Source organism: Variovorax sp. VRV01 (genome assembly GCF_014852545.1).
GTDB classification, from domain to species: Bacteria; Pseudomonadota; Gammaproteobacteria; order Burkholderiales; family Burkholderiaceae_C; genus Variovorax; species Variovorax beijingensis_A.
Genome location: NZ_JACVBS010000008.1, coordinates 203,957 through 217,891 on the forward strand (window position 1 = coordinate 203,957; position 13,935 = coordinate 217,891).

Annotated in this window: 14 protein-coding genes; 6 read left to right on the forward strand and 8 right to left on the reverse strand. The window is 64.3% G+C overall.

All coding sequences use genetic code 11. The features are described 5' to 3' along the window. Positions 1 to 278 precede the first annotated feature (278 nt). The 6 genes from IB278_RS16395 to IB278_RS16420 form a co-directional block, all read right to left on the reverse strand. On the reverse strand, positions 279 to 434 hold the full coding sequence (locus tag IB278_RS16395; protein ID WP_192324208.1) for a hypothetical protein: 156 nt from the start codon (positions 432 to 434) through the stop codon (positions 279 to 281). A 126-nt stretch (positions 435 to 560) separates the two neighbouring features. After that, positions 561 to 935: a hypothetical protein gene (locus IB278_RS16400; RefSeq protein WP_192324210.1), complete on the reverse strand. Its 375-nt coding sequence runs from the start codon at positions 933 to 935 to the stop codon at positions 561 to 563. A 253-nt stretch (positions 936 to 1,188) separates the two neighbouring features. Continuing rightward, positions 1,189 to 1,338 carry a hypothetical protein gene (locus IB278_RS16405; RefSeq protein WP_192324212.1) on the reverse strand — a complete coding sequence of 50 codons (150 nt, stop codon included), beginning with the start codon at positions 1,336 to 1,338 and terminating at the stop codon, positions 1,189 to 1,191. An 896-nt stretch (positions 1,339 to 2,234) separates the two neighbouring features. Then, on the reverse strand, positions 2,235 to 2,438 hold the full coding sequence (locus IB278_RS16410; RefSeq protein ID WP_192324214.1) for a hypothetical protein: 204 nt from the start codon (positions 2,436 to 2,438) through the stop codon (positions 2,235 to 2,237). Positions 2,439 to 2,517: 79 nt separating this feature from the next. Next, positions 2,518 to 2,799 (reverse strand): hypothetical protein, encoded by a 282-nt coding sequence (locus IB278_RS16415; RefSeq protein WP_192324216.1) that lies wholly within the window; start codon positions 2,797 to 2,799, stop codon positions 2,518 to 2,520. Between the two features lie 13 nt (positions 2,800 to 2,812). After that, complete coding sequence (locus IB278_RS16420) at positions 2,813 to 2,938, reverse strand: YHYH domain-containing protein (RefSeq protein ID WP_192324217.1); 126 nt, start codon at positions 2,936 to 2,938, stop codon at positions 2,813 to 2,815. Between the two features lie 684 nt (positions 2,939 to 3,622). On the opposite strand from IB278_RS16420, the gene IB278_RS16425 reads away from it, so the two are divergent. Further along, on the forward strand, positions 3,623 to 3,904 hold the full coding sequence (locus tag IB278_RS16425; protein WP_318646688.1) for an SDR family oxidoreductase: 282 nt from the start codon (positions 3,623 to 3,625) through the stop codon (positions 3,902 to 3,904). 16 nt (positions 3,905 to 3,920) lie between these two features. Here the strand turns inward: IB278_RS16425 and IB278_RS16430 are convergent, their stop codons facing one another. Together IB278_RS16430 and IB278_RS16435 are read right to left on the reverse strand one after the other, a co-directional pair. Next, a complete protein-coding gene (locus IB278_RS16430; protein WP_192324219.1) occupies positions 3,921 to 5,189 on the reverse strand; it encodes a hypothetical protein in 1,269 nt (422 codons plus the stop codon). A 142-nt stretch (positions 5,190 to 5,331) separates the two neighbouring features. Then, entirely contained in the window at positions 5,332 to 7,419 is a 2,088-nt protein-coding gene (locus IB278_RS16435; RefSeq protein WP_318646687.1) for a LamG-like jellyroll fold domain-containing protein, read from the reverse strand. 613 nt (positions 7,420 to 8,032) lie between these two features. Here IB278_RS16435 and IB278_RS16440 point away from each other — a divergent pair. The 5 genes from IB278_RS16440 (at position 8,033) to mdcA (ending at position 13,925) form a co-directional block, all read left to right on the forward strand. After that, a complete protein-coding gene (locus IB278_RS16440; RefSeq protein ID WP_225612949.1) occupies positions 8,033 to 8,536 on the forward strand; it encodes a MarR family winged helix-turn-helix transcriptional regulator in 504 nt (167 codons plus the stop codon). Between the two features lie 3 nt (positions 8,537 to 8,539). After that, complete coding sequence (locus IB278_RS16445) at positions 8,540 to 9,415, forward strand: sterol desaturase family protein (RefSeq protein ID WP_225612950.1); 876 nt, start codon at positions 8,540 to 8,542, stop codon at positions 9,413 to 9,415. Positions 9,416 to 9,749: 334 nt separating this feature from the next. Continuing rightward, the gene (locus tag IB278_RS16450) at positions 9,750 to 10,664 is read left to right on the forward strand and encodes a LysR family transcriptional regulator (RefSeq protein ID WP_145746869.1); all 915 of its coding nucleotides are present in this window, start codon (positions 9,750 to 9,752) and stop codon (positions 10,662 to 10,664) included. 159 nt (positions 10,665 to 10,823) lie between these two features. Beyond that, entirely contained in the window at positions 10,824 to 12,197 is a 1,374-nt protein-coding gene (locus IB278_RS16455) for an SLC13 family permease (protein WP_192324223.1), read from the forward strand. 45 nt (positions 12,198 to 12,242) lie between these two features. Then, complete coding sequence (mdcA, locus tag IB278_RS16460) at positions 12,243 to 13,925, forward strand: malonate decarboxylase subunit alpha (RefSeq protein WP_192324225.1); 1,683 nt, start codon at positions 12,243 to 12,245, stop codon at positions 13,923 to 13,925. Positions 13,926 to 13,935: the final 10 nt, after the last annotated feature.

Here is a 13,935-nt window from a genome sequence, read left to right on the forward strand (position 1 = left end):
CCTTCATCCATTTCGACTTGGAGTCGCGCAGCATTCCCACAGAGGAAATCCGGTCCCCCGCGCGAGGTGATCCCGCAGTTCATTGACTACTTGGAATGAACAGGCGACAACAAGGGCCCGCCAAACGAACGACTGGTGTTGAGACCGAATCTGGCTGTCGACGTGCGATCAGGGCTGAAGATCGTGCTGCAGCCTCTTCGGCAGCCGGCCGTCGCCTCACCGCTTTCCAGCAGACGCGCCGCGTTGCCGCGTCCAGTCCAGCCGCAGCACCCGAGCCGTCAATGCTGGCGGCGCTTGAAGTACTGGATTTCGCGCTCGTGCTGCTGCGCCTGTTCTTTGGAACCAAAGGTGCCGAGGTTGCGGCGCCTGCCTGTCTTGGGGTCCACCTTGCGAGCGTAGAGGCGGTATTCCCGGGATGCGAGTTTGCGGATCATCGAAAGCTCCTTGGCAACTTCACTTCGTGCGCTGTGGTCGTACCGGCGCCGAGATTTGTGCGAGCTGGTTTCCGCAGTCTCGCCCCTGACAGCGACGCCAGCTTTCGCCGCTGCAACGCCTTTTGATCACCCCATTGCGTGGCTCCTGCGCCGTGGTCTTCGGACCTTCCTTGCGCCAGATGCCGCGGCGTTCCCGGTTTCAGTATCTGCGCCTGCGTGGCACTGCAGCTGGCGCAGAACGCTGAGTTGCCGGGCTTCTTCGGCCTTGCGCAGGCTCCGGGCGGCACGGGCGGCCGAATACGCGACGAAGAGCGTGTTGATGGCGTGGGCCCATTGTTTGGCGGCCGTGCCCGGATCCAGGACGGCGTGAGGGTTCGTCCTGCTGCTTGGTGCGGCATCGTGTTGCCGTTGCTGCCGCCAGAGAACGCCGGGAGAGGGAAAGGCTGGTGTGGAGACACCCGCCCAGCGGAGGATGGCTTCTTTTTGATCGATGGTGAGCATATCTGTCTCCTGCGAATTCGTTACGGCCCTTGTAGTTCTGTCCGGCACTCAACACCGTCGGCGATCTTCCGATTTGCATGCCGGATGGCATCGTCCCGCGCATAGTGAAACGCGCTCGGCCTCAGGCATTCAGTTCCGAGAGGCCAGATCCCGCGGCAACGGCCGCGCTCAGGTGGAACGAGTGCGGCGTCCCTTCCAACTTCTTGCCGTTGATCATCGCGGAGTCCGCCCTTGCCCGTGGGAAGCTTCACGTTCAGTTCATGAACAGCACAGCAAGCAGCAGGGGCAAATACAAGGACACCACGATCGCACTGAAGACAGCGAACTCCGTGGACGATATGCCCGCGTCTTCACGCAGCCGGTTCATGAAGAAATCTCCCAGCGGCAGCTTGCGCAGCTCCATGTGCGGTCTCCAGTGAGATGGTCAACTGGCGCCGCTTGTTACCCGTCTTGGAACAAAGCGTTTCGCCGTGAAGTCACTGTAGAGATTGCGCCACATGCGCACATGAGCGATGCGCACCTTCTCCAGGGAGACAATTGCCCCGCTCTCATCCTGCCACCGCCCATGACAAAGCGTCTCCTACGAAAGCAGTATTGCGCGCGGCGAAACCTTGAGATGTACTGGTGCGCCAAAAAGCGCAGAGGGAACATCGATGGGTAAAGCCACTTGTCACATGGCGACGGCGACCTTGAAGCTACCATTCGAGATCACCCACGATGCAGAACTAGCAGCACTTCGAGCTGCCGGTATTCCAGTCGACGATCAGGGCGTCGCGGGTCAGGTTTTCTGCACATGAGGACAACCAGCGACGATCGTTCCCGCATCTTTCGATGGTTCGCCAGTGGCGGTCCGGCAGACGGCTTGAGTCGCATCGGCGCGCCGAATACGATGAATCTCAGGCGGAGAGGCCACGCCAGCGCGGAGCTCATCGGCGAGTTCAAACATATGGGCGCGTCCAGCGAGATCTCCGAAGCACGCCAAGCGTGATGGTTGGATGGTTGGTGGCGACATATTTTTGTGGGGACTCAAAATCCCTCACCGAACGGTGCCGGTTCGATTTCGGTCCACGACTGGGCCATAGGCATGAAAAAACCGCCTCGAGGGCGGCTGGCTTGAAGTCAAACCTGTCCGACTTCTGCACGCCGTATTCGACCGGACCGATCCCGTCGTAGACGACCTCGTTTGTCTTCAGAGAGGTCACCGTCCAGCGCTCGCCCGGGGTGCCTTTGTAGTCGCCTGGTGCCAGTGGCAATTTGCGAGTCAGGATTACTTCACCGCGGCTGTTCGCGGCTCAAGGGTCAGAGCTGTCGGCGGATCAACTGGCCGACATGGCGAATCGTCCATCTGTAGATCGCCATCAGTAGCCCGGCACAGAGGCCGATAAATGCCGCGTCTGGAAGCCAGCCTGGGAGGCCGGCCACAACGCCCTGCAACATCGAATCGCTCGGCTGTGAGATGAGCTGGGCGAGAAAAATCAATGTGCCCACGCTGATCGCAAGCACTGTGCATGCAGCCTTGAGCCAGTCTCGACCAGCATTCCTCATTGCCACGTGATCGAAAGAACGCAGTTTCCGGTACGGGTCAGTCCTGAGACTTCGTTCCCGCTTTGCCCGTGTAGGGATTGACGTTGCCCTTGGTGGACCAGTTGTCCGCCTTCGTGCCGTTCGGGTTGGTCGCGTGACTCGGGGCGACATAGGTTCCATTGCTCTTGGTGTAGCCGCTGGTCGAATGGCTTCCGCCTGACGATCCGGAGCTGTACGCATGAGAGCCGCTGTAGCTGCCCGAATTGTGTCCGCCGCCACCCTTGGCAAAGGCGGACGAGCCGAGAGTGAGGGCGGCTACCAGAAAGATGATCGATTTCATGTTCGCTCCCTCATCAGTGGCAATGGGCGCCGCCGTTTTTGTGATCCCGATGACAGCCATTTTTGTCGGTGCCTCCCGAGTGGGCGAGTGCACCGCAGCTCATGCAAAGCACCGCAATTAGTACGGCAATCTTCTTCATGTTATCTCCTCGGTTTGATGGAGCCCGAAGTGTGGTGTCGGGCGTGATTTGTTCCACGAGGGTTTGCGAGCGCTCTCCCATGATCATGGGAGCCTACGCGCCGCTACCCTGAAATTACCTCTCTGAGCACCATATCGCACTGCTGCTCGGATACCAGAACGCGCTGACCGAGCGCATCAACGGGATTCTGAAGATGGAATTCCTGTTGCACCGGCCCGCCGGCTTGATCAAGCCGGTTCTGTGTCCTTCATAGGTGTCAACCTATGGCAGGACAGGTCACTCGAACTTCGGTAGCCGAAACCTGAAAGCGAACACCCCGAGAGGGCTCTTTAGCCCGAGACTCGCGGGCGGGACGTAGCGGTCGCAGGTGACAACCCAACCGACCGGCTGATGGATGGCGCGCAGGACTTGGGGGCGCGGCGACCACGCCCGTCGCGCTTTCGCGGAGGACATCACGCGTCTGCCGTGTGACCGACTGTCCCTAGTTGCGGTCAATTTGTCGGGAGGGATTTCGCCCCGGTCTCATCAGCAAGCGAACCCATGTCAAAGAAATTACTTGGAAAGTGTCAAAGGAATTACTAGAACCACATCGCACGTAGGGTTCAAACGGAACCTCCAGGCAAGCCGCTCATTCATGATTTAACATAAGATACATTGTTGCATCTTTCGCAGATGTAGCGGCCGATTAGTAATGTCCCATTTTGGCTAGGTAGAGATGCCGCCATCGAGCTGGCGCCCCACAACGTGCTGGTGAACGCCATTGCGCCCGGCCCCTTCGCCGCGAACATCAACAGCGGCCGACAGCACGTTCCGGAGTCAGCCGAGCCGATGCGCACCCACATCCCCCTGGGCCGGGTGGCCCAGGTCGACGGGGTCAAGGGACCGGCGCTGCTGCTGGCCTCGCCCGCATCCAGCTGCATGACCGGCGCGATCATCCCGGTCGATGGCGGGGCCACCGCGCGGTAGCGAAGACAGCAGGCCGCTACTTCAGTGCGGCGCCGCCGCGCGCGAGGTACTGTGCCGACAGCCGCGCGAACTGGCCGCCATCCGTGGCAATGGAGGTCTGGTGGCTGCCGCCTGCGCTGAAGACGATCGCGAAGGTTTGCATGTCGCCGTACTCCTGCGTGTTGCGCAGCATGTAGTCGACGTGGTTGTCGCGGTAGTGCTGGTCGGTGCCGCCGGGCGTGTCGGAAGGCACGCCCATCGGGGTCTGCCACCACAGGATCGGCAGGCCGTTGCCCAGCGCCGCGCGGTAGTCCGAATACTGCTTCTGCGAATCGTGGAAGTTCGGGCTGGTCTTGTTGCTCGCGTCCCAGTAGAACGGAGCGCTTCCGTTCTGGCATTCGGCAGGCCGCGATGCAGCTTCCCTGCAGCCCGCGTCGCGGTCGCTGGTCTGGGCGACGATGAAGTCGGCCTGATTCGCGCCGGCCGTGCGCATCTGAGCAGCGATCTCCGCAGGGGTGCCGTTCCAGAAGGCAGGAGGGAACCCGAGCAGCGCCTTGGGCGCGACCTTCCTGCCCATCTGAACGAAACACTGGCCGAGGCCCGCGACGGTGTTCGGCAGTGTGCTGCATTCCGGCTGGCCGCTCACGGCAGCGGCCATCTTCGTCAGATCGCGACCGGGTGCCTGCGACGCGGCGAATCCCCAGAAGTCCGGCTCCAGATTGATCAGAACGGGCGTGCCCAGGTCCGCAATGCGCTGGTACATCAACCGGACCTGGCCCCAGTACTTGTCCATGAAGGTCTTGTCGCTGATGCCGCTCAGGTTGCCCTCGCCGTTCGCCGTCATCTGGTAGAGCGTGAACATGGGAACCGCACCGTAGGCCTGGGCGGCCTGCGCGGTGAAGGTGACGTAGGCCCCATCGGGACTGTTCCACGTGGGCCAGGAACCCGGCCCGACACCCACCAGATAGCGCTCGACGATGTCGGGTTGGATGTCCTGGCTCTTCATGTCGTCGATGGAAGTGGCGCCCAGGCCGACCAGCACCCGGGCGGGCTTGCCGAGCCTGCTGGCCAAGGCGACCGTGGCCATGAGGGGCGCGGTGTCGCCCCCGCCCTGGATGCCACCGCCGCCTTGAACATCACCACCACCCGAAGCGCCGCCGGTGCCTTGGCCGCCACTGCTCGGGCCGGCATTGGAGGAAGCGCCGCTGCCGGACTGGCCGGTCGGGCTCCCCACCAGCGCAACGCCGGCCCCACCGCCGCCCCCACCTCCTCCTCCGCCGCAGCCGAAAAGCAGCAGCGAAGTCATCAGTGCGGAAACGCATCGTCGAGAAGCAAAGTTCATGAGAAAAGTCTGTTTGGATCGAGGAAAGCCCCGACGCGTCCTGGAAGGCGCACGCGGGTCGGTTGAAGGTCAGGGTCGGCTGCGCCGCGCAGCTATCCGTCGGCCGTCAGCGCGCGAGGTTCGCGATGAAGGCCGCGTCCTGCGCACCGCCGTAGATGCGGAAGTCCTGCATGCGGCCCTTGAAGAACGGATCGCCGCCGTACTGCGAACGGCCCAACCAGGTCTGCGTGGTGCGGCCCAGCTGGAAGGGATTGATCCAGATGCCGTTCCCGGTGGCGACCTGCGCGCCATCCATGTAGAGCGTGCCCACGGTGCCCGAGAGCGTGAACGCCACGTGCACCCAACGCCCCGTGGGCAGCAGGCCGGCGGTCACAGACTCCTCGTTCCAGAACTGATTGCGCGAGGCCGAGAAACGCAGCTGGTCCTTGCCATCGCGCGGGATCAGCGACATGTAGGCCACGTCGTTGGAGCCGAAGTCGAAGATGCGCGTATTGACGGCTGTCGCATCCCAATAGACCCACACCGCGATCGTGAAATTGCCCAGGGCCGACACGGCCCCGTCGGGCAGCGCAACGTGACCGCTGCGGCCGTCGAGCTGCAAAGCACTTCCGCCGGCGCGTCCTTCGCCCCAGCTCGTGCCGCCCTTCAACTGTGCATGCAGGCCGTGGCCGCTGGCATCGTTGGCATCGCCGTTGAGCGGCAGGTGCAGCCACAGCTCGCCGGGCACGGCCACGCGCAGGGTGTCCGCGCCGGCGAGTTGGCCCGTGTCGGTCACGGCGTCGATCCGGTAGTACCAGGTGCCCTGGGCCGGGGCATCGGTGTAGGTGCGCGGGTCGGTGACTGTCGAAAGGGTCGTGAACAGACCGTCGGGCGAAGCCGCTCGCTGCACGAGGTAGTGGGAGGCGCCTGCGCTGCCCCACCAGGACAGCTGCACCTTTCCATCGTTGAGCAATGCACTCAGTCCGCTGGGCTTTGCGGCGGGGACCGGATCGCGCGCATAGAGCAGCGTGCCCAGCCCCGGCTGGTCGCCGCCATCGGCTCGCTCCGGCCGTACCTTGTCGACGACTGCCTTGGTCCACGGTGCCGAGAGGCCCTTGCGGTTCACGTAGTGGTTGTAGATGAGTTCCCAGCAAGGCCGCAGGCTGCCCGTGCCCGCCGCCTGGGTGCCCGTTCCGAAGACGCCCGTGTAAGGGGCGAACGGCATCGTGAACAGGGCGTTGCCGCTGGCGTCCGCCAGGTTCGTCTTGGCGACGTACTCCGCGCCGGCCAGCAGCCGGTTGTTCCAGTATCCGTAGAGATCCTCGCCCTGGTTCCAGGCCATCTCGCACAGTGCGCCGGCCAGGGAGATGCCAAGGGTCGAATGGCCCTGGTCGCGATGGCTTTCCTGCCATTGCCCCAGATAACCGGGATGCACGTAGTAGACGTTGTTGGCGCCCGCGCCGTTGCCCCGGCCGGTCTTGTAGTAGCTGATCGCCTCGGCGGTCAGATCGGGCCGGTCGCAGAACACGCCGATCGCGTAGACGGAGCAGATGTTGCACAGGTCCCAGTTGGCCCAGTAGTGGGTGACCTTTCTTGTCTCCGTGCCGTTGTGGTTGACCAGGAAGTCGTGGCACAACGGATAGAACACCTTCAGCAGCATGTCCTGAAAGCGGGTGAGGTCCTCCTTCGCCCATCCGGAATAGGTCCGCATCAGCTCTGCGGCGTTGGCCCACTGGAAGCCGTAGAGCCCCGAGGCGAGGAAGACGTTCGAATTGCCGTCCAGCTTGGTCAGGGTCGAAGACCAGGCGTTGAGGAACTCCACCGACTTCTTCGCATAGTTCTCGTCGTTCGTGATCTTCCAGCGCAGCGCGAGATGGAGCGCGCGCTGCATGTCCACGATCATCACGCCGAAGTTCTGGCCGTCCACGCCACGGATCACCGTCGCCAGCGGGAACGGCCTGGTGTCGAGGTTGGCCCGCCCGCCATTGAGCAGCATGCCCCAGCCACCGACCCACGGCTGCGCGCTGGCTGCGAGCTTGTCACGGATGCGCTGCAGGTCGGTCTCCGTGACGAGCAGGCCCGGATGCCCAATCTTGCGTGCTTCCGGCGCGGGGGGCGTCGTCTCGGGCGTCGAGGCTGCAGGGTTGTCTGCGGCACCGGGAGCCGCACCCGATGTCTGCTGTTGCGGCGTCTGCTGCGCGGCGGCGCCACCCATGGGCGAGAAGCTGCTGCCCCCGCTTCCTCCACCGCAAGCCGTCGTTCCCAGTGCCAGAGCACTTGCAGTACCGATAAAGAAAGTGCGGCGATCCAGCAGCGAGGCGCTCTTGTCGTCGTTCGTGGGATGTGTCATCTATCTTGAATGTGCAAAGAAGAGACTCTGCAATCTGCGTGCCACTCGCCCCGATCGCTCGATACGGAGAAATTCGGTAAAACCGATGGATGCATTGCACGTGCTGCAAGGGAAACGCACCGGCAAGAAGTGACATTCGTTGTCACCCGAGGCGTCGGGCGAAGCCATCGAATGTCAGCAGCCTTGCGATCCCATGCAGGATCGACAGGAACCACCGACGCATCGACATGCGCGCGCCGGAGGCCCGCACGACGGGGCACGCCTGCCTCGATACCGCGTCGGGTCGCATCGCCGGCCCGCAGTTCGATCTCTCCCGCCGAGCCCACTGCGTCATGGCTCCTCCGCAGACCCTCTCTTCGGCCCGCTTGAGCTGGGGGGTCGCCGCACTTTGCTTGATCCGGATAGACATCGGGCGCTGGCCCGTGCGTTGACATTTTAGTAAGACTGTTCTTACAATAAATCTAGTAAGCAACGTCTTATGAAAACCATGGCAAAAAATCGAAATGACGCCCAGGCTTGTGCCAGCCAACTGCGGCGTGCTGTCACCCTGCTCTCACGCCCCTTGCGGCCCAAGCTTCAAACCGAGGGCATTGGCGCGGCCAAATTGAGTGTGATCGGTCAGCTCCGCCTTGCAGGCCCCATGACACCTACTGAACTAGCCATGCGAGAAGGCGTCAAGGTCCAATCCTTAACCCGTCTGCTGGCTGAATTGGAGGCCGAAAACTGGGTGAAACGCGAACCGCATGCCACCGACGGTCGGCAATCGGTACTCACGCTGACCAGATCGGGTTTGACATTGCTGGGCAGCGCTGCCAAACGCGTGGAGATTTCACTGGCACAGGTCATTGCCTCCGAACTGACGTCCACGGAGTGCGCGCAGTTGCAAAGTGCTTGCGTACTGCTGGAGCGGATTGCACAGGCTCTTCCGACAGTTGCTGCCGACCCAACCGCTGCCAACGCACGGCAAACCGATCAGGAGTAGGCCATGAGCATGAACAAATTCCTGGTCCTGGTGGTGCTCCCCATTCTTGTGCTGGCCTCGCTGCTGGAAGCCGCCGTTCTGGCGCGCAGGCAAGGCTACGACTGGAAAGCCCTGGGCGTTTCTCTGACCAATGTGGTGGCGCGCCATGTGTTCGCCATTGCGATTCCGTTCTCCCTGGCCGCCCCCGTTTTCGATTGGGCGTGGGCTCATCGCTTGACCACTGTCACGATCGATTCGTGGCAGGCGATCGCCGTGTTGTTCCTGGGTCAGGAGTTTTGCTACTACTGGTACCACCGCGCCTCGCACCGTGTGCGCTGGTTTTGGGCCAACCACTCGGTGCACCACACACCCAACCAATTGACCCTGGCAGCCGCCTACCGCGTTTCCATGGTGGGCAAGCTCACCGGCAGCGTGGTCTTTTTCGTGCCTTTGGTCTGGCTGGGATTTCACCCGCAACTGGTGTTGGCGACCTTGGCGCTGAATCTGGCCTACCAATTCTGGATCCACGCCGCGTGGATTCCCAAACTGGGCTGGCTGGAATACGTGCTCAATACACCCTCCAGCCACCGCGTGCATCACGCCGCCAACCTGGAGTATCTGGATGGGAACTACGGCGGTGTGTTGATTGTGTTTGACCGTCTGTTCGGTACCTATATTGCGGAGCGCGCAGACACTCCCTGCCGCTACGGTTTGGTCAAACCTCAAACCAGCTACAACCCCTTCCGGGTGGAATTTGATCAGTGGCTTTCGCTGGTGAGAGATGTCGTTGCGGCGCGTGGCTTCAAGGCCAAACTGGCCCATGTTGTGATGCCACCTGGGTGGAGTGCCATAGGACCCGACGAGACGACCGAAGAACTGCGCCAGCGTGCGGGCAAATAGCTTTCCCGCCGGATGGCCTCAGGGGCATCAGCTCTCCAGCCAGGCGTGCCTGAGAAGGCCAGCAGACGCACATGCCGCGCCGGACGTCTGCGTTGACATGATGGCGCTTGCAGGCGGTCATTGCGAACGTGGGCATCACGGCCGTGCCGAAGCCTGCTTCACCATCGAGATCAAGGTGCCGAAGAAGCTCACCGACCGGCTTTCGGGTGCCACGCGCGCATGCCATCGCTCCAGTTGCCCGCTCGGAGTCGTCGCGCCAGGCGGCGGCCACGCCCACGCGCAGGCGCGGCAGATGAGTGCAGGGTTACGATCGGGCCTCATCCGCAGGCCCTCCATGCTCCTCCACGTCGACGAAGAGATCACCTTCCGCAAGCTCGAGATCCTGCTGGCCTTCATGGAGACCGGCAACCTGGCCCGCGCGGCGGAAAAGCTCGAGATCAGCGCCGTCAGCGTGCATCGGGCCCTGCATTCGCTGGAAACCGGCTTGCGCTGCGCGCTGTTCCGGCATGAAGGCCGCAACCTGCACCCGACCGAAGCCGCACATGCGCTGGCGGAGGTGGCGCGCGAGGTGCTTCGCACCATGGCCCAGGGCATCCGCGCCACGCGGGAGGTCGCCGGCTACTCGTCCGACCGCATCCGCATCGGCTCCCTCTATTCGCTGACGAGCCGCACGGTGCCGCAGCTGATCATGGGCATGAAGCTGCGCAAGCCCGACCTGCACACCGAGCTCGTGCTCGGCTCCAATGCGCACCTGCTGCAGAAGCTGCGCGATGGCGCGATCGACGCCGCGCTCATGGCCATTCCCGAGGATGTTTCCGATGTCGAATCGGAGCCCCTGTTCGAGGACGACATCCAGTTTGCTGCGCCAGTGGGCTCCCCCTACGCCGCGCTGAAGGAAATCGACCTGAGCAGCTGCGCCGGCGAACGCTTCGTGAGCCTGAGCGAAGGTTTCGCCACCTACCGGGGGTTTGTGGAGACCTTCCGCATCGCCGGCTTCACGCCCAACGTGGTGATGAAGACCGACGACATCTTCTCGCTGATGAACCTGGTGAGCGGCGGCGTCGGCTACACGCTGCTGCCGGGGCGGGTGCGCGGCGTCATGCCGCAGAAGGTGCAGTTGATCCCGCTGCAGCCCAGGTACCTGATGCGCCAGACCATCGCGCTCAACTTCCTGCGCACCCGCGAGCGCGATCCCAACCTGCTTGCGCTGCTGTCGGTGTGCCGCCTGGCCAAGGCCGAACTCGGCTGAACGCGCGGTACCGGCCCGATTCGGGTTAACCCTCGATCGTTTCGCAAGGCGTAAGGGTCGGCCACGCCGCTTCATTGATCGTCCCGGAGGGGGTCCGTAACGTACGGACCCAGGCGCACGGTGCATGTGCGTCGCACCCAAAACACCGGAGACGCCTCGATGAGTTCACATTGGATTTCGATCTACGCACTGGTCGGCATGTTCGTGCTGGCCACGGTGCTGCCCATCAACATGGGTGTGATCGCCTTCGTCGGTGCCTTCCTGGTCGGCACGCTGGTGGCCGGCATGAACGCGAAGGGGATCATGGGCGGCTTTCCCGCCGACCTGTTTCTCACGCTGGTGGGCATCACCTACCTGTTTGCGCTGGCGCAGAACAACGGCACCATCGACTGGCTCGTCAGGCTGGCGGTGCGCGCCGTGCGCGGGCGCATCGCCGCCATCCCGTGGATCATGTTCTTGATCGCCGCGCTGCTCACGGCGGTGGGCGCGGTCAGCCCGGCGGCGGTGGCCATCATCGCGCCGATCGCGCTCGGCTTTGCCGCCAGGTACGGCATCAATCCGCTGCTCATGGGGCTCATGGTCGTGCACGGTGCGCAGGGCGGCGGCTTCTCGCCGATCAGCATCTACGGCGGCATCACCAACAAGATCGTTGCCAAGGCCGGCCTGCCGCTCAACGAGATCGCCACCATGCTGGCGAGCCTTGGCGTCAACCTGTCGGTGTCGCTGCTGCTGTTCTTCCTGATGGGCGGCATGAAGCTGATGCGCCAGCGAGCGAATGCCGATGGCAGTGCGCCGGTCGTGCCGCGCGCCTCGCATGGACAGAGCGGCGCCCAGGTGTATGGCGACGCCGAGGGCGAATCGTTCCCCGAGGAGCGGCGTACCGCGGCGCGGGCGGAGAACTCGCTGATGGAATCGGCGCCCGCCGGGGCCGCGAACCCAGGCTCGCGTGGCTACCAGATCGCAACCGTGGCCGGCCTGCTGGCGCTGGCCGTGCTGACGCTGTTCTTCAAGCAGGACATCGGCTTCGTCTCGATCACCATCGGCCTCGTGCTGACGCTGATGGCGCCCAACCTGCAAAAGCGCGCGCTGGGCCAGGTGTCGTGGCCGGAGATCATGCTGATCGTGGGCGTCAGCACCTACGTGGGCGTGATGGAAAAGATGGGCACGATCGACTTCGTCGGCCACAGCGTGGCCGGGCTCACCTCGCCGATGGTCGCGGCGCTGCTGCTGTGCTTCGTGGGCGCCGTGGTCTCGGCCTTCGCCTCGTCGACCGCCGTGCTCGGTTCGCTGATCCCGCTGGCGGTGCCGTTCCTGCAGGGCGGCAGCGGCGTGAGCGCCATCGGCTTCATCGCGGCCATGGCCGTGTCCTCGACCATCGTCGACGTCAGCCCGTTCTCCACCAACGGCGCCCTGGTGCTCGCCAACGCCAAGGGCGTGGACCGCGACCTGTTCTTCCGGCAGCTGATGATGTATGGCGCCATCGTGACGCTGGTGGCTCCCGTGGTGGTGTGGCTGCTCTTCGTGGTGCTCTGAGGCACTTCCCCCGATTCGATCGACTTTCAACCCCCTCCTCCTCTCATGACCCCCAGTTCCTGGACCTCCAAGGCTGACGACCGCAATGCCCGGCTCGCGCGCGCGGCCGATGCGCTCGGGACGCGGCTCGCCGGCAAGCGCGTCGAGACCGAAGCCATTGCCACCCTGCTCGAAGCCGTGCTCTCGCCCGGCGACCGTGTCTGCCTCGAAGGCAACAACCAGAAGCAGGCCGACTTCCTGGCGCAGGCCCTGGTGCAGGTCGATCCGCAGCGCATCCACGGCCTGCACATGGTGCAGTCGGTGCTGGCGCTGCCGGAGCACCTGGACGTGTTCGAGAACGGCGTGGCGGCCCGGCTGGACTTCAGCTTCTCGGGGCCGCAGGGCGCGCGGCTGGCCAAGCTGGTGTCGGCGGGGCGCATCGAGATCGGCGCGATCCACACCTACCTCGAACTGTTCGCGCGCTATTTCATCGACCTGACGCCCAAGGTCGCGCTGGTCGCTGCGCAGGCTGCGGATGCCGAAGGCAATCTCTACACCGGCCCCAATACCGAGGACACGCCCGCCATCGTCGAGGCCACGGCGTTCTCGGGCGGCATCGTGATCGCGCAGGTCAACGAAATGGTCGACGGCAGGACCACCACACTGCCGCGCATCGACATTCCCGCCGACTGGGTGAGCTTCGTCGTCAAGGCGCCGCGCCCGAACTTCATCGAGCCGCTGTTCACGCGCGACCCGGCGCAGATCAGCGAGGTCCAGATCCTGATGGCGATGATGGCGATCAAGGGCATCTATGCCGAGTACGGCGTGCAGCGCCTGAACCACGGCATCGGCTTCGACACGGCGGCCATCGAGCTGCTGCTGCCGACCTATGGCGAGTCGCTCGGCCTCAGGGGCAAGATCGGCAAGCATTGGGCGCTGAACCCGCATCCGGCGCTGATACCCGCCATCGAAGCGGGCTGGGTGGAGTCCGTGCATTCCTTCGGTTCCGAGCTGGGGATGGAGGACTACATCCGCGCGCGCTCCGACGTGTTCTTCACCGGCCCCGACGGCAGCCTGCGCAGCAACCGCGCGTTCTGCCAGGCGGCGGGCCACTACGCCTGCGACATGTTCATCGGCTCGACCCTGCAGATCGACCTCGACGGCAACAGCTCCACCGCCACGCTGGGCCGCATCGCCGGCTTCGGCGGCGCGCCCAACATGGGCGCCGATGCGCGCGGCCGCCGCCATGCGAGCCCGGCCTGGCTCAAGGCCGGGCGCGAGGCGCGTGCCGGGCGCAGCGGCGCGGCCGGCACGCCGCGCGGGCAGAAGCTGGTGGTGCAGATGGTCGAGACCTTCCGCGAGCACATGCAGCCGGCCTTCGTCGACCGGCTCGACGCCTGGACGCTGCAGGAGCAGGCCGGCATGGACCTGCCGCCGATCATGATCTACGGCGACGACGTCTCGCACATCCTCACCGAGGAAGGCATCGCCAACCTGCTGCTGTGCCGCAGCGACGCGGAGCGCGAACAGGCCATCCGCGGCGTGGCCGGCTACACCGCGGTGGGCCTGGCACGCGACAGGCGCGCGGTGGAGAACCTGCGCGACCGCGGCGTGATCCGCCGGCCGCAGGACCTTGGCATCGACCCCCGCCAGGCCACGCGCAACCTGCTGGCCGCACGCAGCATGCGCGACCTGGTGCGCGCCTCCGGCGGGCTGTACCAGCCGCCCAGGCGCTTCAGAAACTGGTAGCAGGAGATCC

Excerpts from the sequence above, each read along its gene's own strand:
- IB278_RS16395 (WP_192324208.1), bottom strand. The coding sequence starts at position 434 with ATGATCCGCAAACTCGCATCCCGGGAATACCGCCTCTACGCTCGCAAG.
- IB278_RS16400 (WP_192324210.1), bottom strand. The coding sequence starts at position 935 with ATGCTCACCATCGATCAAAAAGAAGCCATCCTCCGCTGGGCGGGTGTC.
- IB278_RS16405 (WP_192324212.1), bottom strand. The coding sequence starts at position 1,338 with ATGGAGCTGCGCAAGCTGCCGCTGGGAGATTTCTTCATGAACCGGCTG.
- IB278_RS16415 (WP_192324216.1), bottom strand. The coding sequence starts at position 2,799 with ATGAAATCGATCATCTTTCTGGTAGCCGCCCTCACTCTCGGCTCGTCC.
- IB278_RS16420 (WP_192324217.1), bottom strand. The coding sequence starts at position 2,938 with ATGAAGAAGATTGCCGTACTAATTGCGGTGCTTTGCATGAGCTGCGGT.
- IB278_RS16430 (WP_192324219.1), bottom strand. The coding sequence starts at position 5,189 with ATGACTTCGCTGCTGCTTTTCGGCTGCGGCGGAGGAGGAGGTGGGGGC.
- IB278_RS16435 (WP_318646687.1), bottom strand. The coding sequence starts at position 7,419 with ATGGGTGGCGCCGCCGCGCAGCAGACGCCGCAACAGCAGACATCGGGT.
- IB278_RS16440 (WP_225612949.1), top strand. The coding sequence starts at position 8,033 with ATGAAAACCATGGCAAAAAATCGAAATGACGCCCAGGCTTGTGCCAGC.
- IB278_RS16445 (WP_225612950.1), top strand. The coding sequence starts at position 8,540 with ATGAGCATGAACAAATTCCTGGTCCTGGTGGTGCTCCCCATTCTTGTG.
- IB278_RS16450 (WP_145746869.1), top strand. The coding sequence starts at position 9,750 with ATGCTCCTCCACGTCGACGAAGAGATCACCTTCCGCAAGCTCGAGATC.
- IB278_RS16455 (WP_192324223.1), top strand. The coding sequence starts at position 10,824 with ATGAGTTCACATTGGATTTCGATCTACGCACTGGTCGGCATGTTCGTG.
- mdcA (WP_192324225.1), top strand. The coding sequence starts at position 12,243 with ATGACCCCCAGTTCCTGGACCTCCAAGGCTGACGACCGCAATGCCCGG.